Annotated in this window: 20 protein-coding genes; 10 read left to right on the top strand and 10 right to left on the bottom strand. The window is 55.7% G+C overall.

The window, feature by feature from the left end:
* Window positions 1–60 precede the first annotated feature (60 nt).
* The 3 genes from Mal52_RS11505 to Mal52_RS11495 are packed head-to-tail and all read left to right on the top strand — an operon-like array spanning window position 61 to window position 2,725.
* Window positions 61–876, top strand: a complete 816-nt coding sequence (locus tag Mal52_RS11505; protein WP_197534838.1) for a vWA domain-containing protein — start codon at window positions 61–63, stop codon at window positions 874–876.
* Window positions 873–1,457 (top strand): tetratricopeptide repeat protein, encoded by a 585-nt coding sequence (locus Mal52_RS11500; protein ID WP_197534837.1) that lies wholly within the window; start codon window positions 873–875, stop codon window positions 1,455–1,457. The genes Mal52_RS11505 and Mal52_RS11500 overlap by 4 nt, the downstream gene beginning before the upstream one ends.
* On the top strand, window positions 1,454–2,725 hold the full coding sequence (locus Mal52_RS11495) for a BatD family protein (RefSeq protein WP_145376216.1): 1,272 nt from the start codon (window positions 1,454–1,456) through the stop codon (window positions 2,723–2,725). Before Mal52_RS11500 ends, Mal52_RS11495 begins: the two co-directional genes overlap by 4 nt.
* 163 nt (window positions 2,726–2,888) lie before the next feature.
* Here the strand turns inward: Mal52_RS11495 and Mal52_RS11490 are convergent, their stop codons facing one another.
* Genes Mal52_RS11490 through Mal52_RS11480 form a run of 3 tightly spaced genes read right to left on the bottom strand, consistent with a single transcriptional unit; the run spans window position 2,889 to window position 5,611 of the window.
* On the bottom strand, window positions 2,889–3,581 hold the full coding sequence (locus tag Mal52_RS11490) for an ABC transporter ATP-binding protein (protein WP_145376215.1): 693 nt from the start codon (window positions 3,579–3,581) through the stop codon (window positions 2,889–2,891).
* Between the two features lie 4 nt (window positions 3,582–3,585).
* A complete protein-coding gene (locus Mal52_RS11485) occupies window positions 3,586–4,803 on the bottom strand; it encodes an ABC transporter permease (RefSeq protein WP_145376214.1) in 1,218 nt (405 codons plus the stop codon).
* 31 nt (window positions 4,804–4,834) lie between these two features.
* On the bottom strand, window positions 4,835–5,611 hold the full coding sequence (locus Mal52_RS11480; RefSeq protein ID WP_145376213.1) for a hypothetical protein: 777 nt from the start codon (window positions 5,609–5,611) through the stop codon (window positions 4,835–4,837).
* Window positions 5,612–5,763: 152 nt separating this feature from the next.
* Between Mal52_RS11480 and Mal52_RS11475 the strand changes: the two genes are divergently transcribed.
* Window positions 5,764–5,994 carry a hypothetical protein gene (locus Mal52_RS11475; protein WP_145376212.1) on the top strand — a complete coding sequence of 77 codons (231 nt, stop codon included), beginning with the start codon at window positions 5,764–5,766 and terminating at the stop codon, window positions 5,992–5,994.
* Between the two features lie 556 nt (window positions 5,995–6,550).
* Here Mal52_RS11475 and Mal52_RS11470 read toward each other — a convergent pair.
* The 4 genes from Mal52_RS11470 to Mal52_RS11455 form a co-directional block, all read right to left on the bottom strand.
* A complete protein-coding gene (locus Mal52_RS11470) occupies window positions 6,551–6,829 on the bottom strand; it encodes a hypothetical protein (protein WP_145376211.1) in 279 nt (92 codons plus the stop codon).
* Window positions 6,830–7,383: 554 nt separating this feature from the next.
* Entirely contained in the window at window positions 7,384–9,732 is a 2,349-nt protein-coding gene (locus Mal52_RS11465) for a DNA translocase FtsK (RefSeq protein WP_145376210.1), read from the bottom strand.
* Between the two features lie 257 nt (window positions 9,733–9,989).
* On the bottom strand, window positions 9,990–10,673 hold the full coding sequence (locus Mal52_RS11460; protein WP_231962618.1) for a phosphopantothenoylcysteine decarboxylase domain-containing protein: 684 nt from the start codon (window positions 10,671–10,673) through the stop codon (window positions 9,990–9,992).
* 183 nt (window positions 10,674–10,856) lie between these two features.
* On the bottom strand, window positions 10,857–12,026 hold the full coding sequence (locus tag Mal52_RS11455) for an IS4 family transposase (protein WP_145376209.1): 1,170 nt from the start codon (window positions 12,024–12,026) through the stop codon (window positions 10,857–10,859).
* Between the two features lie 372 nt (window positions 12,027–12,398).
* Between Mal52_RS11455 and Mal52_RS11450 the strand changes: the two genes are divergently transcribed.
* From Mal52_RS11450 to Mal52_RS11440, 3 genes are all read left to right on the top strand, one after another.
* The gene (locus tag Mal52_RS11450) at window positions 12,399–14,474 is read left to right on the top strand and encodes an ATP-dependent helicase (RefSeq protein ID WP_145376208.1); all 2,076 of its coding nucleotides are present in this window, start codon (window positions 12,399–12,401) and stop codon (window positions 14,472–14,474) included.
* 110 nt (window positions 14,475–14,584) lie between these two features.
* On the top strand, window positions 14,585–15,115 hold the full coding sequence (locus tag Mal52_RS11445; protein WP_145376207.1) for a type 1 glutamine amidotransferase domain-containing protein: 531 nt from the start codon (window positions 14,585–14,587) through the stop codon (window positions 15,113–15,115).
* A gap of 183 nt (window positions 15,116–15,298) precedes the next feature.
* Entirely contained in the window at window positions 15,299–16,564 is a 1,266-nt protein-coding gene (locus Mal52_RS11440) for a hypothetical protein (protein WP_197534836.1), read from the top strand.
* A 636-nt stretch (window positions 16,565–17,200) separates the two neighbouring features.
* Here Mal52_RS11440 and Mal52_RS11435 read toward each other — a convergent pair.
* From Mal52_RS11435 to trxA, 3 genes are all read right to left on the bottom strand, one after another.
* Window positions 17,201–18,136: an efflux RND transporter periplasmic adaptor subunit gene (locus Mal52_RS11435; protein WP_145376206.1), complete on the bottom strand. Its 936-nt coding sequence runs from the start codon at window positions 18,134–18,136 to the stop codon at window positions 17,201–17,203.
* Between the two features lie 315 nt (window positions 18,137–18,451).
* Window positions 18,452–19,981 (bottom strand): coiled-coil domain-containing protein, encoded by a 1,530-nt coding sequence (locus Mal52_RS11430; RefSeq protein WP_145376205.1) that lies wholly within the window; start codon window positions 19,979–19,981, stop codon window positions 18,452–18,454.
* 74 nt (window positions 19,982–20,055) lie between these two features.
* The gene (trxA, locus tag Mal52_RS11425) at window positions 20,056–20,385 is read right to left on the bottom strand and encodes a thioredoxin (RefSeq protein WP_145376204.1); all 330 of its coding nucleotides are present in this window, start codon (window positions 20,383–20,385) and stop codon (window positions 20,056–20,058) included.
* Window positions 20,386–20,787: 402 nt separating this feature from the next.
* Here trxA and Mal52_RS11420 point away from each other — a divergent pair, with 402 nt between their 5' ends.
* From Mal52_RS11420 to Mal52_RS11410, 3 genes are all read left to right on the top strand, one after another.
* Entirely contained in the window at window positions 20,788–21,663 is an 876-nt protein-coding gene (locus Mal52_RS11420) for a hypothetical protein (protein WP_145376203.1), read from the top strand.
* Between the two features lie 7 nt (window positions 21,664–21,670).
* Window positions 21,671–22,351 (top strand): phosphoribosylglycinamide formyltransferase, encoded by a 681-nt coding sequence (purN, locus tag Mal52_RS11415; RefSeq protein WP_145376202.1) that lies wholly within the window; start codon window positions 21,671–21,673, stop codon window positions 22,349–22,351.
* 258 nt (window positions 22,352–22,609) lie between these two features.
* A complete protein-coding gene (locus Mal52_RS11410) occupies window positions 22,610–23,365 on the top strand; it encodes a DeoR/GlpR family DNA-binding transcription regulator (protein WP_145380615.1) in 756 nt (251 codons plus the stop codon).
* The last annotated feature ends 37 nt before the right edge of the window (window positions 23,366–23,402 follow it).

Raw genomic sequence — 23,402 nt, 5'->3', positions numbered from 1 at the left:
CTTGGTCTGTGGTGGCTTTGGCAGCGAAGTCGGGATCCCTTGCGCGGATGGCGCGCGCAAATGCATCCTGATTTACTGAACGCATTGCTCGTTGGCGAACACTCCAAGCGAAACCTGGCGCGGTATCTGTTGCCCGTGGCATGGCTGCTCGGCATCATTGCGATTGCCGGCCCGACATGGAAGTTGGAACCGAATCCGTTTGTTGAAGATGCACAACCACTCATGATCCTCTTGAAATCCGATAAGAGCATGTTGCAGACCGATTCCTCTTCCGCAACGCACATGGAACGCGCCCAGCTAAAAATTGCCGACCTCGCCAAAGCACGAAAAGGCCAGCCGCTGGGGCTGATAGCCTACGCCGGATCCGCCCACCTCGTCCTTCCCCCCACGGCCGACACCGCAGTCGTCGCCGAAATGGCCGCGGAGATCAGCCCCGACATCATGCCCGTCCCGGGGGATCGGCTCGACTTGGCCATTCAGAAGGCCACCGCATTGTTGCAGGAAGAATCGCATGGAGGATCGCTGTTAGTGATTGCCGACACCGTCGCTGCGGATTCACAAACCCTCACTTCAACAAATCAAACGGCAAACCCCGTTCCGATCCAGTTTTTGGCACTCGCCGATGCCGACTCGCCCGAAACGACAACATTGCGCGATGCCGCAGAGCAACTAAACGCCAACGTTCAGGAGCTCACAATCGACGACCAAGATGTTTCTACCATCACAGACTTTGCCGAACGCAATGCATCCGCCGGCATCGCAGGAGAGAGCTCCCGTTGGCAGGAAGCGGGCTATTGGCTGACCCCTCTCTTGGCGCTTATTGTGGCATTTTCATTTCGCCGTCGTGAATTAGCCGAAGCGGAGAAACCATCATGAGAGGATTCTGCATGGTCTTGGCAATCTCATGGCTCGGATTGTGGTTAACTCCCGACCAACAGGGACAACGGCTGATGAGTCGCGGTCAGTTTGCCGAAGCGGCCAAACGGTTTGACGATCCGTTGCGGCAAGGGGTTGCTTGGTACCGCGCCGGAGAATTTGAAAAGGCGACACAAGCTTTTTCGCGCGTCGCCTCACCAGAATCAAAATTCAACCTGGGAAATGCTTGGCTGATGCTCGGCAAATACGACCAAGCAATTGCCAGCTATGACGAGGCCCTCGAAACGCGCCCCGCTTGGATAGCAGCTCAAGAAAACCGCGATCTCGCCGTGGCACGGGCGAAATTGATTCATGGCACAGGCGGCGATGTCGGAGACCAACGCGAGGGAGCTGACAAGGTCGTCTTCGATCAGGATAAGCTCCCCGGCGGACAAGAGACCGAGGTTGCCGGGGCACAGGCGATGTCCGATGCAGCGATTCAGTCGATTTGGCTTCGCCAGGTTCAAACCAACCCGGCTGATTTTTTGAAGGCCAAATTTGCCTATCAACAAGCCGACGGCGAAGCTGGGGACGAGAAATGAACCGGCGTCGTCTCAAACAAACCATGTGTTGGCTCGCAGGTCTGTGCACCGCGTTCGTCTTCCTCCAGCCGGCCCATGCAGCTGTGAAACTCGTGGACATCTCCGCTCCTGCGAAAAAAACATGGGTCGGCCAGCGAACGACGTTTTATGTCGAATTAAGAAGCCCCGGTCCGTTTGTGGGCGCGGCCGGTTTTTCCCTGCCACAGATTCCACGATGCGTGATTGTCAAAGTCAGCAATCCGGTGGTCTCCTCCAAAGTCCTCGAAGGAGAGACGTGGTTCATCCAAACGCACGAATTTGCTCTGTTCTCTCAAATTGCGGGTGACATCGAACTTCCTAGCTTCGAGGTCCGCTTTACCAGCCGCAACGACTTCGTCGGTCCGGGTATCGAGCATGTCGAAAAAGTGCCTGCAATGCGTTTCACAATCCAGCGACCTCCCGACAGCTCAGACATCGGTTTCTTGGTGACCACAAATGAGATTGCCGTCACCGAGACATGGCAGCCAGAACCTGGGCCGGCCAAACAGGGAGCGGTGTTTCACCGATCCATCACGCAAACGGCTGACCAAATGACAGGCATGGCGCTCTCGCCGCCGCCGACAGACGTGCCGAGTGGAATTCGAGTCTATCTTGGAAAACCTGAAGTCACCGACAAAACCGAACGGGGCGAGTTCACTGGAACGCGCCGGGACACAATCACGTATGTCCTTCAGCAACCCGGGACCTGGACCCTTCCCGCTATAAAATACATTTGGTGGAATCCGAAATCTCAGCAGTACGGATCGAAGGTCTTGCCCGCAGTCACCTTCCAGGTGGCCGCCACGCCGCACACAGAGACCGTCAAGCAATCCTCTGGACAGAATGGCCGCTGGCGGATGGGGATTCTGTTAGCAGCGACGCTAGGCGGTATTCTCATTTGGCAGCGAAACCAAATCAGCAAGTGGGCGCGCGCATTCTGGATTCAATTCAACCCACCGGAAAAAATCGCAGCCAGGAAACTGAGAAGGGCTTGCCGCCGACACGCCCCGCATGCTGCTGAAGCGGCGTGGCTGGCGTGGAGACTCCATCAGCCGACCGACTTTCAACCAGTCCCCGCACTTCGTGATGCTGCAATCGAACTACAACGTCACCTTTATGGGCCCCTGGCCTCTGTCCCCTGGCAAGGCGACGCGATGGGGAGTGCGTTTCGCAGACAGCTAGCCGACAATCCTGAGCGAACTGCAGAACAACGAGCAGATTTGCCGACGCTCAACAATGTTCTCGATTAAAACCGATTTCAAAGATACCTTCGGCATCGCGCTCAAGCGTGGGTATCAAGACATTCATTATAGAAATCGTAACCACGCGACCGTGCCATAAAGCATCAGTAATAAAAAACGCCCGGTCCGGGAATAAACACCGGCCGGGCGAGGTCTTGCGACAGTGAAGTTTTTAAGCAGACTTCAAAATGGGTTTATAGGGCACTTCGACGAGCACTCCTTCAGAGAGTTGCATCAACCGCTGTGCCGTACGGGCAGCGGCGATGTCGTGTGTGACCATCACGATGGTTTTCCCGTCTTGATTGAACTTCTCAAAATAAGACAAAACCATCTGCCGCGACTCTGGGTCGAGGTTTCCGGTCGGTTCGTCCGCCAGGATCAAATCGGGATCGTTGGCCAATGTGCGGGCCAAAGCGACACGCTGTTGCTGGCCGGTGCTCAATTCGCACGGTTTGTGATCCATTCGATCCGCCAAACCAACGCTTTCCAATAATTCCGTCGCTCGTACTTGCTGCGCGGCAGGCTTTGTGCCTGCTAAAAACAACGGGACTTGCACGTTTTCGCGGGCCGTCATATACGGCACGAGGTTAAACGTTTGAAACACAAACCCGATTTTCTTCTGCCGCAAACGGGCGCGGTCCACAATTGGCAAATCATAGACCGACTCGTCGTCGATCCACATCTTGCCGGCCGTGGGGGCCAACATGCCTCCCAGCAATGACAACAACGTCGTTTTGCCACTGCCACTGGGACCGATAATGGCCACGTAGTCTCCATCGGGAATCTCCAAATCGGTCGCTTGCAGTGCGGCGATTTCTTCTTGCCGTTTGCGATACAGTTTGCTGACCTGTTCGAGTCGTAACATGCGATCAAACCTCCTGGAAGCAAAGACAAGGATCAAGGCCTGCCGCACGGCGAGCCGGAAAGTAACTGGCGGCGAAGGAGACCAACATGGCGGTCCCCGCGGCAATCAATGCCAACGAAGGAATCGGTTGCACGGCGACGCCCGCAAAGTTAGGGCCAAGGACCAGCGCCAAAACGCTACCCACCAGATACCCGCCGATCCCGCCCACCAAGCCCAGTAGTCCGGCTTTGAACAGGAACAAGCGGGTGACGAAATGCGGTGTCGCTCCCAGCGCCATCAAGGTCCCGATTTCGCGGCGGCGTTCCATCACATTGGCATACATCGCACTGGCCATGCTCGCGCCGCCGACGGCAATCAGAATTGCCAGAAACAAATACGACAACCGCGTCATCATGCGATTGATCGAAACCTGTGTCTCGACGACATTGGCGATGGTCACGATTTTCGTATTAGGCAGCATCGTGCTCAATTCCGTCACCAGTCCATTGGCGACATCTTCGCAACACCCCATGACCTCAATGACGTTGACGACTTCCCCCGCATTCGACAACCGTTGTACGGTGTGCAGATGCGCGAAGACACGTGTATCGTCGATGGTTCCGGTTGGTTCCAGTGCGGCGATCACGGTGAACGATTCGCCCAATAGATTAATGGAATCACCCGTTTTCAGCCCTGTGCGGGCGGCTAGGTCCGCGCCGAGAATGGCATCGTTTTCCTGCAGATCCTGAACCGTGCGTCGACGTGCTAAGGCTTCCGGGGCATCGTCTGTCGCATTCGCTACGTTGATCTTAGCTTTGCAGCCGACATGTTTTTTAAACAACTGACCGCCTTGCCAAGCAGCCATAGTTTGCAGCTCCGCCTGCGGTAAAATCCCGGTCAGCGTGGCGGATTTCTCCTGCAATGTAATCGGCACGCACAGTTTCGGCGACAAGCCCTCGACACCGGTCAGTCCGGCCATCGCCAATTCGGCGACATGTTCTTCAGGAATCGTTTCTTTGTGCATGTCGGCGGCGTAGTAATCTTGGAGCGTGACTCCTTTAGGCAAAACCAACACATTGGCGCCCAAGGCATCGAGCTTGCCGGCGACTTCTTGTTCAGAGAAGACAGTAACATTGCGAATGGCTACGAGTGCGGTCACGCCCAGCAGGATCGCCAGGACGCTGGTGAACATAGCCGTCGGCCGTTCTCGTAACTCTTTCCAGATGATGGATGTGAGTGTCATATTGGAATCCTTCCCAGAGTTGGTTTCAGAGTTACTGCCTGCAATGTTTGCAGTTTTTGTCTCCACAGCCCTTTCCGGCGGCCTGTAGTTTGGAAATCAAGTGCGCCTTGGTCACGTTGGTCGGATATTTGCCAAGCAGCACACCCGGCGGTGCCATGAATACCGTTGTCGTCGTCTGCGACGTTCGTGGGATTTCCAATTCCTTGAGGAATTTCGTTTCCGCAGGATCGCTGACATGCATGTGCACGATTTCCGAGGTGTTCTGGTAACACGGGATGGATTTGAACTCGGTCACACCCGCCGGTGGGGCCGTTTGATCATCGCCATGGACGCAGAGCAAAACGACCTTGCGGTGCTGCATGGCCAACATACAGCGGGTCATGGTCGGCGTGACAAACGCGTTGTCGATTTTGGTTGTGTCCAACACTTTGGCATACGAAGCGGTCACGGCTCCATTGGGAGCGACAGCGAGCATCAATGGCATCGGCGCGCGGCTGACGCCAAAGCGTTTCACGATTGCCGCTTCTTGAGGGGCATTGACGTTCACCGCTACGGGAGTGGCTAGCTGCGACCGATCCGCCAGACCGGCCTGCAAGTTCTTCCACATGGCGTTCGTCGCTTCATCCTGTTTCTTCCAAAACATGATGAACGAATATTTTTCCTGCTGCGAGCTGGCAGCAATGGAGGTTTCGGTCTTGCTGCGAGTTGCAATCTTGACGGGATCAGCCGCCTCGCACTGCGCCATTGCGCCGAGGATACTTCCGCAGGTCAAAATGATCCGAAGCGGTCCAAAAGGTTTAAGATTCATTGGGATGGCTTTCCACAATAATGGGATTAGGGAAGTCTCTCTATTTTATTGCGATTCCTGATTGAACGGTGACTATCCGCAGACATCATCGCACCAGGATCGGGATGTTATCGACGAGCGATTTCTTGACGCAGGCCAGCAGGAGAGCACTCATGCAGCGCATCCCACTGGTTGTCTTGAAATACCAGCGTCAGCAGCAGAGGGATCGCTGGATCAGCGCGCGATCGACCTCAGGTTCGCTAGATCAGCAGTGGCAACGAAATTTCGTTACGGTCAGGGAGCGCGATGCGAGTCGTTTCAATTGCTTTTCGAAAAGTCGATTGAGTGATATCGACTTCCTGAAAACCCAGCAAGGTCCCCTCATCTGCGCCATTGCGCGGTAGACTGAGCGTTGAAGTGACCCGTGCGGCCCAATAATTATTGAAGCAACAAGGACACGTATGTTGAGCGGGTGATTGCTGCGGTGCATGATCGTGCCCTTGACGATGAGGACACGGGCAATTGCAATCAACTTGGATTGCATTGGCAGACAACGTTTCTACCGCCTGCGGCGTTGCAATCTCTACGACAACCTCATGGGCCAGACACGCTGGGCAGGGTCGCAGTATCAACAGCAACATGAATAGGCGGAAAAACTTCATAGCACTTTCGGGCCCAACGATCCGTTGGACCTCTACCTGAATGCCTTATTTCCAATAACGCGCGAAGGCTATTCGATCTGTTCCAATCCGACAAAATTGTTCGGATGACTTTCGCATCGACTCGAATGCATTCGTTTATTTTATCGGCCTCTCATCCACTTACGCTGAAGGGATTCCAACGATTCTACGGAACATGCGGATTGGTACTCAGTTACAAAAAAACAGCCGCCCTGAGGAATCGGGGCGGCTGTTTCTGTTTTGGGATGCGAGTCATGACTCGCAATTGACGCTTCGATGCTTAGGCGGCTTCGGAGAACGTATCGTCCAATTCGTCGTCGATTTGGGCATCGGCTTCGATTTCCGCATCGTCCATTTCTTCATCCTCGTCATGGATGAGGTAATAGATGTTGTTCAGAGCATCGTCGAGGTAAGCCTTGACGTTTTCACTGTCAACCGAGGCGATCAGTTGTTCCAAGGACTCCACGACGCGATCGACTTCTTCGCCGGAGATCTCTTCGTACTCTTCTTCGCCTTCAATTTCTTCGAAATCCATTTCGAGGTTTTGGTCTTCGGGCACTGACTGCTCCTTGTGTCGATTTCAGCTGGAACGGGGTGGTGGGGAATTTGCGAATAACACTATCGGCAATTTGACCGCGCGGGATGAAATCCTTTTCTCCGCACGCAAAATCACTGACAGGACAATTCGGAGCGGAATTCTCTCGAAAGTTGGGATTTAGTCAAGACGAACCTGTCGAATGACCAAACTTCGGGGCGTCAGCGTTTCGAGATAACATCCAATTTCCAGTTATTGCCGCAAGAATCACTTCTTCAGAAACGGCAATAAGCCTGCGTGGTGCCCTATCATCTTCCAGGTCCCGGATTCACCTTGCAACAGACGCTGGTTGCCCGAATAGAGACCGTTTGAGGCACATCGACGTCAGACGTGCGATAACCGCCCGCATAGCCCCCTGCCGTTCACAGTGAACTGTGTAGCATTAGAACGAACCGCAGTGAATACCCCCTGAGCAACCGTCGGGCGAGATCGATCGTGATGGCGACCTTCAGTTCGGACTTGGCCCACTCTCGCACTGTTCCCGGGGGCGGCGTGTAGTAAGCCCGCTTATGCGCCGTTCACTCCGCCATCGCGTATTCGTCTTCCTCAACCCCTTCGACGATTGCCCGCCATTGTTCCGGGGTGTAGAGCACCTCGCGGGCTTGGCTGCCGTTGTAGTCGCCAACGATGCCGTCTTCGGCCATGTAGTCGATCAGCCGCGCACCCCGTCCGTAGCCGATGCCCAGTGCCCGCTGTAACAACGAGACGCTACCGCGGCCTTCGCGAATGACGACGTCGATTGCCGATTCGTACAGATCGTCACGCTTGCGCATCGCTTCGATGCCGCCAGCAGCGCCACCGCCTGAGGTGCTGATCTGCGCCAATTCCTGGCTGTATTGTGGCTCTTGGTCACTGAAGAATTCAATGACGTTATTCACTTCATCGTCGGACACAAACGTCCCCTGTGCCCGGGTGACTTTGCTCGTCCCGGGTGCGAGATACAGCATGTCGCCGTTGCCCAACAATCGTTCGGCCCCCATTTCATCCAACACGACGCGGCTGTCGGTCTTGCTGGCCACTTGGAATGAAATCCGGGCGGGCAAGTTCGACTTAATCAAACCGGTGATGACATCCACAGTCGGTTTTTGCGTCGCCAAGACGAGGTGGATACCGACTGCCCGCGATTTTTGCGCCAGGCGGATAATGTGTCCTTCCACGTCTTTACCAGAGGTCATCATCATGTCGGCCATTTCGTCCGCGATGATCACGATGTAGGGCATTTTGTCGGGAATGTTCCGCGCTTCTTCCGATTCGGGATCTTCGCCGATCCGGTTGAGCACTTCCTCCTTGCCAAGTTTATTGTAGCTATCCAAATGCCGCACGCCGCAACGAGCCAACAGGTCGTAGCGTTCTTCCATCTTGTCGACGGCCCAAGCCAAAATCGCTTCGGCCTTTTTCATGTCGGTGATCACTGGATGCATCAAGTGCGGCACCCGTTTGTACGGGCTGAGTTCGACCATCTTAGGATCGATCATCAACATCTTGACCTCCGCCGGGCTGCGGGTCATCAGCATCGACAGGATCAATGTATTCAGGCAAACACTCTTACCGGTCCCGGTCCGTCCGGCGATCAACAAGTGAGGCATTTTTGTCAAATCGACTGCCAGCGGACGTCCGCTGACATCCTTGCCCAGGAAGATCGGAATACGATGTTTTTCCGTTTGCTCGGGCGAGGACTCGATCAGTTCTCGCAACCGTACCATGACTTGTTTGTCGTTGGGGACCTCGACGCCGACCGTGTTTTTGCCCGGAATCGGCGCGACGACACGAACCGCCGGGACGCGCAGCGCTACCGCCAGATCATCGGCCAACGAGGTAATCTTGTTCAGCCGCAGCCCTTTTTCCAGTTCCAACTCAAACTGCGTAATCACCGGCCCGGTGTCGATTTCCGAAACGCGGACATTCAGTCCGAATTCCTGAAACGTCCGCTCCAACACGGCTGCCGCTTTGCGGGCCTTTTCCGAAAGATATTCAAACGGAAATTCGTCCGCGTTCTCCAACAGGCTCGTCTCGGGCAACGCGACCTCTTCGACCGAGTCCGCATTGGCATCGAGCTTGACCATCAGCCGATCGCGATCACCGACCGCTGAAACGGGCGGGTTGATGCGAATCGGTTTACGCGGCTTTTCCTCATCTTCATCGGCTTCGTCCGTAAAGGGATCTTCGACGCTCGCTTCGTCCTCTACGGCGGTGGCCGCCGCATGGTTTTCCAACTGCTCTTCCCAATCCTCGTCCGTCTCCATTCCACGACGCCGAAACGGTTCGGCAATTCGATTTGCGAATTTCTTGCTGCTGGAGAAGCGGGAAACGAGATTCAATCGGCCCCAAACTTTGCCCGGTCCCGATTTCAGCAGCGACACCAGTCGCAGGATCAACCCGTCACAGACCAAGATTAAACCGGCTGCCATCCCGGTGGCCACAAAGATCATTGTCCCGCCCGTGGAAAACCGCCGGTCCAACAACGTGTATCCCCATGCCCCCAAATAACCACCGCTCCCGACGGCCGGAACATTCCCCAAGCCAATGCTGATCGTGCGAAAAGTGACCGACAGAGACAGCAGGATCAATCCAAAACCTGTCGCACGGACGTACGGATCCGAAAAAGGACGTCGCGCAAGCAAACGCACATCCAGCACCACCAACCCGACCACCAGCACATAAGCAGACAGCCCCATGACGCTAAAGAGCATATGGGCCAAATGGGCTCCCGCGATGCCACAGATATTGCTGGCATGTTCGTGGGGCGGATAGACGTTCTGCCCCGGGGCATCGGCCGGGTCATAGCTGACGAGGCTGAGTGCCGCAAAGACAGTGGCCGCTAGCATCACCAGGGCCGTCAGGTCGGTTCTCAATCGTGAAAAATTCATCGGACGCTTCGTTTGTTCTGTAGGATCGAAAGTAAACGTCACCTGCGGCAATTCCGCCGGGACATTGTGAATTCGCCAACATCACGAGCCATGGACAATTCGCGTCCCCCTGAAAATGGAGGCGCATGTCCACTCATGGAAAGCCTATCACACCAACTGCCGCATGTTGCCAAAACGCAACATACGGTGTGGTATTCGAGCAACGTCCTGACCGACAGCAGCGATTGGGTAAGAGGCTCCGGCACTGAGCCGTCCGCTCAGTCAGCAAGAGTGGCGGCGATCCATGCGATCAGGCGGTGAGCGATGTCGATTTTTCTGCCCGTCCATTTTGCGACGGTTGTATCAGTGGAATCGATCAATTCGATGGAATTGTCGTCCGCTCCGATGGCCGTCGTGCGGTTGAGCACGATCGCGTCGCAATTTTTCTTGTGCAGTTTCTCGACAGCCCGCCGGTGAGGATCTTGAGCTTCGAGCGCAAACCCGACCGACCAGCGAGGCCCCTTTTGCCGTCCCAGTTCGGCAATGATGTCGGGCATTTCCACCAACTCGATCGTAATCGATTGGCCGGTTTTGATCCGTTTTCCTGAGGTCCGTTCCCGCGGCCCATAATCACAAACCGCCGCGGCAGCGATCACCCCGTCGCATTCGGCAAATCGAGCGAGACAAGCGTCGTACATGTCTCGCGTTCCTTCGACCGAAACTAACTCACACCCCGCCGGAACCGGCAAGGCCACTGGTCCGCTGACCAGCACCACCTCATGTCCGGCGTCAATTGCCGCTTGCGCAATGGCATACCCCATCCGCCCGCTGCTGGCATTCGACAGAAAGCGGACGTCATCCAGGTATTCCCGCGTGGGGCCGGCAGTGATGAGGATTTTCATAGCAATTGAGGTTTTCAAGTCGACACGGCCATAGTACGCCCACAGCGGTAATCTTTCCATACCCTGGTTCCCAAACTCCAGTTTGGGAACCCAATTTCTCGAAGCTCCGCTTCGAGACGCTACCATGAGATGGTCTGTTGTTACGTGGACGAGCGAAACAGAGTTTCGCTTAGGTGCCCGTTGAAAAACCAATAGCATCCAAGATGTTGGGTGCCACTGCTGGCTTGTCCCACAACTGTCCGGTTATAAGTCGAACAATGATAACTGTTTATGGTTTTGCCGTACCTGGGATTGAAACTGAATCTCGTTTAACACTGTTTTTATAGGGGTTTTCTCGAAAATTGTGACGCTCAGAATCTGTAAGATTTCGGACATCGTCCGTTCGATCCGCAATTCTCGGCGGAGGATGGCGACGAGCACATAAGTGCTCACTGCAATCCAGATTTGTGTCCGCACTGCGTTGGGAGTATTGCCCACAAAGTGTTTGATTCGCAGATGTTGTTTGACCCATTTGAAAAACAGTTCGATGTCCCAACGCCGCCAATACAACTCCACCAGGTCGGCTGCCGAAAGCAAAAAATGATTGCCAATGAAAACAAAACGGCGGCGCGTCTCGGCATTGAAAAATGTGATGCGACGCAGGCGGTCGGGATACTTCCGAAACGTTCGGCGGTCTTTGAGCAGAATGATTTGATCGCTCCGCAATCCCGTCGTGCGATCCACGGTTTGCGATCTCTGGCGGCGGTAGGTGAGATTGCTTTTGGCCCGCACCAGGAAGAACGCTCCCGCTTGATGAAGCCGGTGCAAACGGCCGTAATCGTTGTAGTCGCGATCCATCACGTACAGCGATCCGGCTTCGACGGGCACTTCGTCGAGCATCGCGCAGTCGCGAGTTCTTGTGCCCGAAATCCGCAAAAAACAGGGGATATTGCCTCGCAGGTCGAGCAGCGTGTGCAGTTTGATCGCCGCTTTGTCGCGCTGCGAAGGAGCCCAAGGAAACAACGTCAGCGAAAGATTGAGAACCGTGGCGTCCAACGCGTAGGCAGCGGTTTGCAACTCGCTGGGCAACGGGTCGGCGGCGTACAGTTGTCGCGCCCGGTCGATCAAAGCCAATCCCAAGTCCTGCCAGATCCGCCAATCTCTGAGGCGATTGGCATCGGCCAACGTGCTGCGTTTGATGGGCCCGCGAAACCCGGCATGAAACAGTTTCGACTGTACGGCGGTGAGGCAGATTTCGATATCGCGCAAACTTTCCCGCGCGGTCAATTGCGCAAACATCATGGCCAAAAACTGATCGCGACACGACAACGCACGAACACGTTTGTTGCCGTGATAGCGTCGCACGCAATTGTCCAATATCCGTCGCGGGAGAAACGCCAACAGTTGTGGAAACACCATCTGACCTTCGAACATTACGCGGCTCCTTTTTGCCAGAGAGAACAAAAAGGATGGCGACATCACCCCCGTGAGTTGAAGTCGTGCGCGCCTGAAAATTGCCGAAAGTGTTGAATTTCATAGAGAGTTACGACAAGAACCGAAGAATTAAACCGGACAGTTGTGGGCTTGTCCAGCAGTGTTTCACAGGTCACACGTTCTACACTGGCGGACAAGCCGCCCGTGGCACCCTTTTTTTAACAAGCTGTTAGGTGCGTTCCCAAGCGGGAGCTTGGGAACGAGGTGGAATTCCACCGTGCTGCGCTTCCCATCATCCACCGCATCGGTCATCATAGCCCTACAAGCCGCGGCGGATGAACCGTCTCGCAGGGAAGGGAGCACAGCAGCACGATGGAACCGACGCCGGTCATCGACGAAATCTTAAGTACACTCAACGAGCAACAACGCAGCGCCGCCGTGCATGGCCGTGATCCGTTGTTGATTGTCGCCGGTGCCGGAACGGGCAAGACCACCACCCTGGCCCACCGGGTGGCGCATCTGATCGCCGATGGCGTGAATCCGGCGCGGATTTTGCTGCTGACTTTCACCCGCCGCGCCGCCGGCGAAATGGTCCGCCGCGTGGACGGCATTTTGCGGCAATTGAATCATCTCTCCGAAAAACGCGGCGCGCGGGTTGGCAAGTACAGCGGAAAACAACTCTGGGGCGGCACTTTTCACGCGGTCGCAGCACGACTGCTACGGATGCATGGTCGCTCGATCGGTTTAGAACCGGAATTCACCGTCCACGACCGCAGTGACTCCGAGGATTTGATCAACGTCCTCCGTACGGAATTGGATCTCGCATCGGCCGAGACCCGGTTCCCCCGCAAAAGCACTTGCATCGACATTTATAGCCGCTGCGTTAATTCACGTCGCAGCTTGCAAGATGTGCTGACGAACTCGTTCCCCTGGTGTGTGCAATACGCAGACGACCTTCGCCGGTTATTCGCCGCATTTGTTGATCGCAAAGAACACAACGCCGTGCTCGACTACGACGATCTGCTGTTGTTCTGGCACGGATTACTCAGCGACCCGGCAGCCGGCACGGCGATCCGCAGCCGCTTTGATTGCGTGCTCGTCGATGAATATCAAGACACCAATCTGCTGCAGGCGGAAATCCTGCAATTGCTACGGCCCGACGGGCAAGGTGTGACGGTCGTCGGTGATGACGCGCAATCGATCTATTCATTCCGGGCAGCCACGGTCCGCAATATCCTGGACTTTCCCGAAACATACGCCAACACCCGTGTCATTCCGCTGGAGCAAAACTACCGCAGTACACAACCGATTCTGGATGTCACCAACGAAGTGATCGGCCAAGCCCAACAGCGGCATGAAAAGAAGCTGTGGTCGGAACAAACGCAAGGCGAACCCCCGGTCTTGGTGCATTGCCAGGATGAGGATGAGCAGACCGAATTTGTGATCTCCGAAATCTTGGCGCATCGCGAAAAGGGTGTCGACCTGCGCAAACAAGCGGTGTTATTCCGCGCATCGCAGCACAGCATGACTCTGGAACTCGAACTGGCCCGCCGCAATATACCGTTTCATAAATACGGCGGCTTGAAATTTGTGGAAACGGCGCATGTCAAAGACTTGATGGCTTATATGCGGCTGGCGGAAAACCCCCGCGATTTTGTGTCGGGAGTTCGCGTCTTATTGTTGCTACCCGGCATCGGCCCCAAACGGACGCGGGATTTGATGTTGCTGCTCAACGACGCAGGCGGCGATTTTCGCGTCTGGGAAGAGTTCGATCCACCGGCGGCCGCCAAGGATTACTGGGCTAAGTTCGTGGAACTGATGCGCAACCTCAACGGGCCGAAGCTGCAGGACCTGCCGCATCAAGTGCACTGTGTTTTTGAATTCTATGGAGACCTGTTGCAGCGTAAATACGATCACGCCGATGCGCGGCTACGGGACCTGGAGCAACTCGAACAACTCGCCAATCGATTTCCCGACCGGGCAACGTTTCTGACAGAAATCACGCTCGATCCCCCGGCTTCGACGCAGGACCTCGCCGGACCGCCCACGCTGGACGACGACTATCTGGTGCTCAGTACGATCCATTCCGCCAAAGGCCTGGAATGGGACGCTGTGTATGTCCTGCATGCGGCTGACGGAAAAATCCCTTCCGACATGGCGACCAAGAACGAGGCGGAGATCGAAGAGGAACTGCGGTTGTTTTACGTCGCACTCACCCGGGCTAAAAACTCGTTGTATGTTTGCTTCCCGCTGAACGACTATATGCCCGGACGCGGCTTCGGCAGACATTCTATGTCGCAGCTCACGCGATTTTTGCCCAAGGGCATCCGCAAACGCTTCCACGAACGGACCGGCATCGCCGCCCCGGCAGCGGATGAGCAGGTCGAAATGCAGCCGCACATTACGTCGGAAATGATCCGCCGGCAAAGCCGTTCGATGTGGAGTTGATCTTTTTTAATTGGAATGGCGAATTGTCGACTGTCCCGTAGATCATGGCTCCAACTAGCCACAGATTGAACACAGAGAAAACACAGATTTAATCCAATAGGAGCCCCTAAATGCCCAACACACAACCGCTCGCCAACAAACGGATTCTCATCTTCGTTGGCGATATTTATGAAGACCTCGAATTGTGGTACCCCAAATTGCGACTCATCGAAGCCGGGGCTACCGTCACCGTCGCCGGGCCGAAGGCTGGTGCAACGTATGCGGGAAAGAACGGCTACCCGTGCGTCTCCGATGCGAAAATCGACGACATGGACGCGGCCGACTTTGATGGGTTGGTCGTCCCGGGTGGCTTCATGCCGGATAAGCTTCGCCGCGATCCTAAGGTGCTCCAGCTGGTCCGTGATTTCGATAGCGCTGGCAAACTGGTCGCCGCTGTTTGTCATGGCGGTTGGATTCCCATCTCAGCTGGTGTCTACAAGGGAGTCCACGTCACCGGCTCGCCCGGTATTAAAGACGACCTCATCAACGCCGGTGCCCTTTGGGAAGACTCACCCGTCGTCGTCGATCGGCATTTCGTCTGCAGTCGTAAACCGGACGACTTGCCCGATTTCTGTCGTGGAATTTTGCAGGTTATGGCGTGAATTCGGAGTTCCATAGGTTTTTCAGAAAATTCTTGTGAACCGGCGTGATATACGACAAACGGTCGCGTCTGAGTGAGAAACTTCGCCTGCGGCAACCGAATAGCGGAATCCGAAGCACCCGAGGATTTACGCTGCTCGCTGCTGCGCGCACTTCCGCCGCCGCAATGAATGGGGAACCGACCGATGAAAGTCCGCCACTGTTGTTTATTGATCATGCCCGCGTTCTTGTTGTTACATCCAGCGGCCAATTACGCCGTGGCCGCGAACGAGGCCCCGCAGCCACCGGTGGTGGAGAGCTACCTAGAGAAAGGGGAGTTGGCCGAAGCAGCGGCGGCCTTGGAAAAATTGATCGCCCAACAACCAGACGACCAACAGGCACGCTTCAGCCTGGGAGTCGTGCAGTTTCTGCAGGCGATCGAACATCTGGGACAATCGTACCATCGCTACGGATTGCGGACGTCGCGGTTCGTTGCGGGACAGATCCCGCTGCTGCGTTTACCAATTCCCAAGAATCCCCATCCCGAGGAAATGACCTACGAGGCGGGGGGCAAGATCCTGGAGACCTTTCTGGCCAAGCTAACAGTCGCCGAGGCGACGCTGGCGAAAGTCGACACCACCGATGTCAAACTGCCGCTACATTTCGGCCGCATTCGTTTGGACTTGAATTCCGACGGAAACGCCGACCAAAACGAAGCTCTTTGGAAACTGCTAGCAACCGTCACTCGCGGCGGAGACCAAGCCGCTGGCGAAAAATTCCTGATTGCCTTCGACGGCGGGGATGTGCATTGGCTGCGGGGGTATTGCCATTTGTTGTCGGCATTTTGCGACATCGCATTGGCGTACGATGGTCACGAGCTTTTTGAACGAGCGGGACACCTGTTGATCTCCAACAACAAAACGCCCTATGTGTATTTGACCGAAGAAAGTAAGCCGCAAACCGGGTGGATCAATAACGGTCTTTTCGACATCGTTGCATTTATTCACCTGATCAATTTTCAGGTTGTCGCCCCGGAACGCATGACGAATGCGCTCGAGCATCTCGAAGCAATGATCGAACAAAGTCGCCAGTCGTGGAAACGCATTCTGGCCGAAAACGACGACGATCATGAATGGTTGCCCAATCCGAATCAGACCGGCGTGTTGCCCAACGTCCGTGTGCGGCAAGAGATGATCGACGCCTGGCACGAGTTCTTAGACGAAATGGAGTTGCTCCTCCAAGGCAAGCGGTTGATTCCCTTTTGGCGAGGCGACCAGGCATCGCAAGCCCGCGGAATCAACCTACGGCCCGTCTTCACCGAGCCACGACAGTTCGATCTTGTCCTCTGGATATCGGGAACCGCAGCCGACCCGTACCTAGAAGACGGCCCCCTCACCGACCCCCGCGTCTGGCAAAGACTCATGCGCGTCTTCCGCGGAGAATTCTTCGGCTTCGCCATCTGGTTCAACTAAAACAGCCCCGTCACTGCCCACTGCCCACTGCCTACTGCCCACTGCCCACTGCCCACTGCCCACTGCCCACTGCCCACTGCCCACTGCCTACTGCCTACTAATAAAAAAAAGGCCCGGCTCTCACATCGAGAACCGGGCCTCTGTTGTTTCTCGTAAATACGGATCAATGTTGATCCTTACGAGTCGGTGGCTGCCATCAACTTCGACAGCCCGCCGGCTGTCGTCTAGGCGGAACCACCTCGCTGGCTATTACAACAAACATATTCCACTAGACCACCTCCTTTCCCCAACAGAACTTCCCGCTTCGACCGGTGCGCCAGCCCCGACCACGTCACGGGTGGATAGTCCGTCGTGTGCGTTTCCACGACCCGATAGAAGTATCGTTGCAGATGGGACACACAGGGTCAAGACGGGTTCGCGCAAAATCAGTCTCGATTTCCCACAAGTTTGTTTGCCACTTGTGCAATAACTGCTGATGGGCAAAGCCCTTTTGCGGACTCGGCCACTCGACACTTTCTTCTATGTCCCGAGCGACGTAGACGGCGGATCAAATTCCGCGCCATTCTCCCCATCAAAGCGATTCAGAAATCGATAGCCGTTCAAGTGAAGTCGTCCACCCCGAATGGGGCCGTCAGATCAACGAGCCGCTTCGCGTTTATCGGCGCTACGTATGTCGATTGTCATGGTCGCTTCCAAACCGGCGCGCATGATGCCATCAGCATTCTCCACTTCAGCGGTGATCAGCACATCTTTGGCGACACTGTCGACTTCTAGGGCTACGAATTTGATGCGTCCCTTAAACACATTCTGTTTGGCTGGCAGAATATCCTCGTCGACATCAAGCGTGACAGTGACCGGCATGCCCTGTTTGATTTGCCAAGCATCCTTGTAGTGCAGCATGCCTTCAACTTTCAGGCGTCGCGTGCTGGTGATTTCCAGGATAACATCACCCGCGCGGACCGCTTCGCCTTTGGACTTTTTAACATCCGTCACCATGCCGTCAAAGGGAGCCACGACGGAGAATTCTTCAAGCACAGCCTTGGCAGCATCCGCTTTTCTCTTGTTGACGTCAAACTGCCATTTCGCCTGTTCGATTTGCAATTCGGCTTTGTCGGCAGCCAGTTTTTTCTCTTGAATATCGATGTCTGCGAATGCCCTCCGAGTTTGTTTATTGGCTTCTTCGCTTTTTTCGAGATCCTTTTTAGCAAACTCATACGCTTTGGTGGCGTAACGGACTTCGATATCGTTTTCAGCCTGTGCCTTGGCCGTGTCGTACTCCGCCCGCGCCACTTCGTCCTTCAGTCCGGCTACGACTTGGTCCGCGTGTACTATGTCCCCTTCACGCGGCTCGACAAATTTTAGAATCCCTTCGCGGGCTGAGGCTAACTCCACTTGGTCAATTAGTTTGACCTGCGCGCGTTTGATTGTGACCACACCAGGCGCGGACTGCGGCGTTTTTTGGGCCGGCTGGTCGCCATCTTGGCCTGCAGCGGGAATGGCCAGAACGGCGAGGAGTCCTGAGCTGAGCAGGAACGTCGACAGAATCGTCAATCGAATGCATCCGCGTGACATTAACTTGGTTCTCCGTCCAGTCCTGATCGCGGTTCATGACCGCATTGTGGGACGCTGATCGTGAAACGATCCGTGCGCTGTGGGGAGTTGGGAGGACCGGTTGGAAGGGTCCCCTCAGCCGGTAAGTCCCCAGACTCTAACGCTAGCGTAGCGGGGGATTCGTCACCTGGCAACATTTTCCGCCGCTTCGCGGGCAGTTTCCCATCAAACGGGACCACCCTGAGTAGCGATGGTTGAGCATGCCGGTTTCACCGAATCCGCAGATAAAAGCGAACGCACCGGGAATTCGTTCTGTGCACGATCCCGCCGAACCGCTTAACCTTCGGGGTCAGCTGCGCGAACCGTGGGCGCAGTTTCCGCGCATTCCTGGTCGGAGATTTGTTTGAGCAAATCCCGTATGACCGCCTCGGCCTGTGCCTTTTCCTGGTTCCATTGCTGCTGCTTTAGGTGCCAGGATTGCTCACGGCTTTCGAGCGTCTGTTCCGCCTCCGCAGCCCGTTGCTCGCGCTGCTGCAATTGCGCCGTCCGTTCGGTGACCCATTCGGCGAGAGCCTGTCGCTCTTCACGGAATTCATCCCGTTGTTTCTGGTACTGCGTTTGCGCCCGCTCCAACTCTTGGCGGTGTTGGATGAGGTCCTCACGGGATTGTTTGTAATGCTCAGCCAATGCGGCTTGCGCTTCGTCGACTCGCTGCTTGGCGACATCCGGCCCGGTGGATTGAGCGAGTTGCGCCCAAGCCTCTTCGACCGACAGCCGCATTTCCAACGTCTTGCGATGCGTGTCTTCTAACTCGGCCCGCAACCGGTCGAGTCGTAGCCGCCGGGCTTCGAGGTTTTCGGCGTGCAACTTGAGCATGTTTTGCTGGCGGCGCAGCTCCGATTGCTGCGTTTCTTGGTCCCGGTCCCAAGCTTGACGTTCGTTGAGCAACCGCTCACGGTCCGCGTCATTCTTGTCTTGACTGGCCAGTCGATGTTTTTGGATCAGCTCACGTTCACGGACCAGTGATTTCTCTCGCTGGTCCAACAATTCGCGAAACCGGACGGCTTGGACCCGTTGAATCCGCAGGCTTTCCGCCGTCCGCTGCCGGTCCTGAACAGCCTGTTGCTGTTCGCGACGAAATTCCTCTTGATGACTCTCCAGCTCGTGCCGCGCCTTCTTGAGATGCTCTTCTTGAAAGCGAACTCGGTTTTGCAGCAGCGTTTGTTCCCGTTCGAGTTCAGCTGTCTGTTCGGTGCGTTGCGCCGCTAATTCGCCTTGAGATCGAACCAGTTCTTGCCGTTGCTGCTCCAATTCGTGCTCGAGCTTGGCGCATTGCTGCAGCCGTTCGGTGCAGTCCGCTTCCTGTTGATGCAGTCGAGCGTCACGTTCTTCGGCCTCTTCCTCGAATTGGCTGACCCACAACCGCACACTGCGGCGCTCTTGGTCCAACAAGGCCAATTGACCATTCAGCCGTTGTTCGCGGCGGTCCATTTCGGAGAATTGCGTCCTCAGACGCTCAGCGATTTGGCTGGCCTGCAACAGCGTCCGCTCTTCGCGCAACAGTCCCACACCGCTGGCCGCTTCCGCCGCCGAATTCGCCTCAACCTGCTGGCCGGCGTATTGATCAACATCAACAGTGGCCGACTGCGACTCAGCAGCTGGTGCCTCTGAAGAAGCAACCGAGGCCTCTGACACGGCTGCCGGAGCCTGTGACGCGGCTGCCGGAGCCATTGCAGCTATGGTGCTGGGAGACGCGGAGGAACGGAGCGCATGCGGACCGTCCACACGATGTTCACCGAGGCGTTGCGGATCGCCATCGCTCGGTGTTTGTGCTGGCGGCGAACTGCTTGTGACGTCTTCGCTCATTCCGGGAATCCTTTCCCTGGAAGCATTGAAAAACCCAGGCGACACGACCTGCAGCGGTCCCATCGCCGCGGGGGTCAGCTCAGGTGCGTATCCAAAGCGGCGGAGAACTTGGCTTTGTTGGCCACGCCGACAAACTTGTCAACGACTTCGCCCCCTTTGAACAACAGAATCGTGGGGATTCCTTGAATCTGATAATTCGTGGGAGTCGCTTGGTTTTCGTCGGTGTTGACTTTCCCGATCTTCACGCGGCCGGCATAGTCATTCGCCAACTCGTCGATCGTGGGGGCAATCATTTTGCAAGGCCCACACCAAGGGGCCCAAAAGTCCACCAGTACCGGCACGTCCGATTCGAGAACTTCCGATTGGAAATTTCCATCAGTAAACTCAACAACATTTTCAGCCATGGGGGGCGTCCTCAAAGTCCGTCTGATCGATAATGAGATGTGGTCCGTCAGTCGCACACGGCAAACGCCGCCACAACATGCAAAACCATCTGCCTGTACGGGCATCGGTAAGTCTGTCGCAACCCGGTTCGCGCCCACGGGCATTGACGTTCGAAAATCTGTTTCAAAAGTTGCGGGAATTATAGGTAAACCACAGAACGTGTCAACGGCCTCTCAAATAGCCCCTCCTGACGCCCCCTGAGAAACAAGCCGTTTCTGAGAACCAATTGCTCCAGCAAACAGCGGCTCGCATCGACATCCGTCCCCGAAACTGCGAAACTGGCCCTGTAGCATCGAGGATGCCTCGACGAATAATCGCTTCTCATCTCAGCGAAATCTTTGCAAAACCTCTCAAATTTCAATATGGCGAACCCTGTCTCAAAACTCCTTGAAATTCCCCGCCATTGGCCGCCCTACCCTGCCACAGGGATCGTCGCGCTGCTGGCCATGCTGATTTCGCTCGCCCCTGGCCTCACTTCGGTGCATTTGGCCGGAGCTGAAGATGCTCCCGAGGGTCTCCCGGAACTTAGCAGCGTGCAGGACAAGACGCGCGGAATCGGCGATGATGAACGTGACGCCTACTTTCAACTTTTGGATTACGTCGCTGCCGGGGATTACAAACAGCAGCAGGCCGTCGCCGAAAAAAACTTGGCAAATTTTGAACAGCAGTTTTACGACAATCAGAAACTCGCACTCGACAAAGACCCGAACGGTCCGCGTTATCGGTTTTCTTTGTACGCGGACATGCTCAAGAACCCGCAAGCTTATCGCGGCCAACTCGTCCCGCTGCAGGGGCATGTTCGCCGAGTGGAAGAGATGCCGATCATCGATGGTGACGTCGATTTGGGGGTCGCGTTTCAAGCTTATCTGTTCACCGAGGACTCGCGTACGCACCCTTATATCATTGTCTGCCGCGAGGTGCCCCCCGGAATGCCCCGGGGTGGAGACGTGCTGGAGGAAGTCGCTGTCACCGGCTATTTCTTCAAACTCTATGCCTACGACGCGCAAGACGCGGTCCGGATTGCGCCGTTGCTCATCGCGCAGCGGATCGAATGGTTTCCCCGCCAAGAACCCGCTCCGGTCATCTCACCTTTCTGGGGAAGTGTCGTCGCCACAGTCGCACTCTTGATTCTGATCGCGTTCCTTTGGAGAATCTCCGCAAAGGATCGTCGCATCCGGCAGGAACGTCTGCGGAAAATGACTGACGATGCCACCCCGTTTTCCCCACCCGAAAGCTAATGGAATCATGCCTGTCGTTCGCCCCGTTGCACTGCCACTGAACCGCCCTATTCGGTTGGCTGTCTTACTCTCCGGTGGCGGGACGACTCTCACCAATCTGCTGGAACACAAGGTTGCCGGTCAACTCGACGCCGAAGTTCCACTGGTGATTGCCAGTCGCGCCAATTGCGGCGGGGTCACCAAGGCGCAAGCAGCTGGATTGGACTGCCGTGTGATCTCGCGGAAGGATTTCGAGGAGACCTCAGCATTCAGCACTGCTGTTTTTGACGCCTGTCGCGATGCTGAAGTCGACTTGGTGGTTTTGGCGGGCTATCTTTCGCTGCTCGAAATCCCCGAGGACTTTGCGCTACGGGTGATGAATATCCACCCGGCGCTGATTCCGGCGTTTTGCGGCACCGGCTTTTATGGCGGCAACGTTCACGAAGCCGTATTGGCCCGCGGAGCCAAGGTGAGTGGCTGCACGGTCCATTTCTCTGACAACATCTATGACAACGGACCAATTATCTTGCAGCGCCCCGTACCGGTGCTAGACGATGACACTCCGCAGACCCTAGCTGCCCGGGTCTTTGAGGCCGAAAGCGAAGCGTATCCCGAAGCGATTCGCCTTTTTGCCGCCGGTCGACTGGAAGTCGACGGCCGCCGCGTCCGCATTCTGCCTGCGGCGGACGCACTCGATTCACCCGCCTAGACGCGGGTTGAAACGCTAAATTTCCGAGCCTCCCCTGCCCCTTCAAGCTTGCGCTCACCTTGCGCCAGCAATTCACCGTCATGCCCCATGTTGCGTGAATACCACGTCTCTGCACATATGGCATGACTGGTTTTGGAGGACTACCTGTCACAATAGTTCACAATTGCGCGTCCTTCATGACAGTTTATGGTTGATAATGAAAGATCGTGACGCAATAATGGTGTGGGGAACGCGTTACTCTGAATGGATTTCGAGAATATGTTATTGGACGAACGACGGCACAGAATACTGCAAACTGTTGAAAATATTGGATTTGCGTCTCTACAAGACCTTGTCGAGCAGACCGGTGTCAGTGAATCCACGATTCGACGGGATCTGGAGCATCTTGACCGATCCGGTCATATCCGCCGCACGCGTGGCGGAGCGGCATATGTCGGTGATTCATTAGCGGATTTAGCTGAAAGAGGCACTCGGGCCCTCTCAGAAAAACAGGCGGTCGCCAAAACCGTGGCGGCCATGATTGAAGAAGGGGAGGCGATTTTGCTCGACGGCGGGACGACGACCTATGAAGTCGCCCGGCACTTGATTGGCAAATCGCTGCAAGTGGTCACAAACTCACTGCCTATTCTCAATTTGTTGGCCAACGAGCCAGATATCGAACTGGTGGCAATCGGCGGGTATTTGTACCCGAAAACAGGTGTGGCGCTCGGGCCGGTGGCGATGGCGTCGTTGGCGCAGATTCATGTGCGGCGGTTGATTATCAGCGTGGGAGGCGTGACTGAAATCGGGTTGTTCAACAGCAACACCCTGCTGGTCGAAACCGAACGACGCATGATGGAAGTGGCCGAAGAAGTCGTGGTCGTCACGGATAGCGGAAAACTGGGCCATCGTGCATTGGCCCACTTGGCTCCTCTGGAGCAAGTCGACCGCGTTGTGGTCGATGCGGGAATTACGGATCAATGGCGGACAATTTTTGCCGACGCCGGTGTCGAAGTCACGATTGCCGAGTCGTAATGGACCGGCGAAATCATATTACAACAGGTTGATTCTT

The sequence above is a fragment of the Symmachiella dynata genome (genome assembly GCF_007747995.1).
Taxonomy (GTDB): domain Bacteria; phylum Planctomycetota; class Planctomycetia; order Planctomycetales; family Planctomycetaceae; genus Symmachiella; species Symmachiella dynata.
The sequence above is the reverse complement of the archived record's forward strand: the minus strand, read 5'-3'. Positions and strand labels throughout refer to the sequence as shown.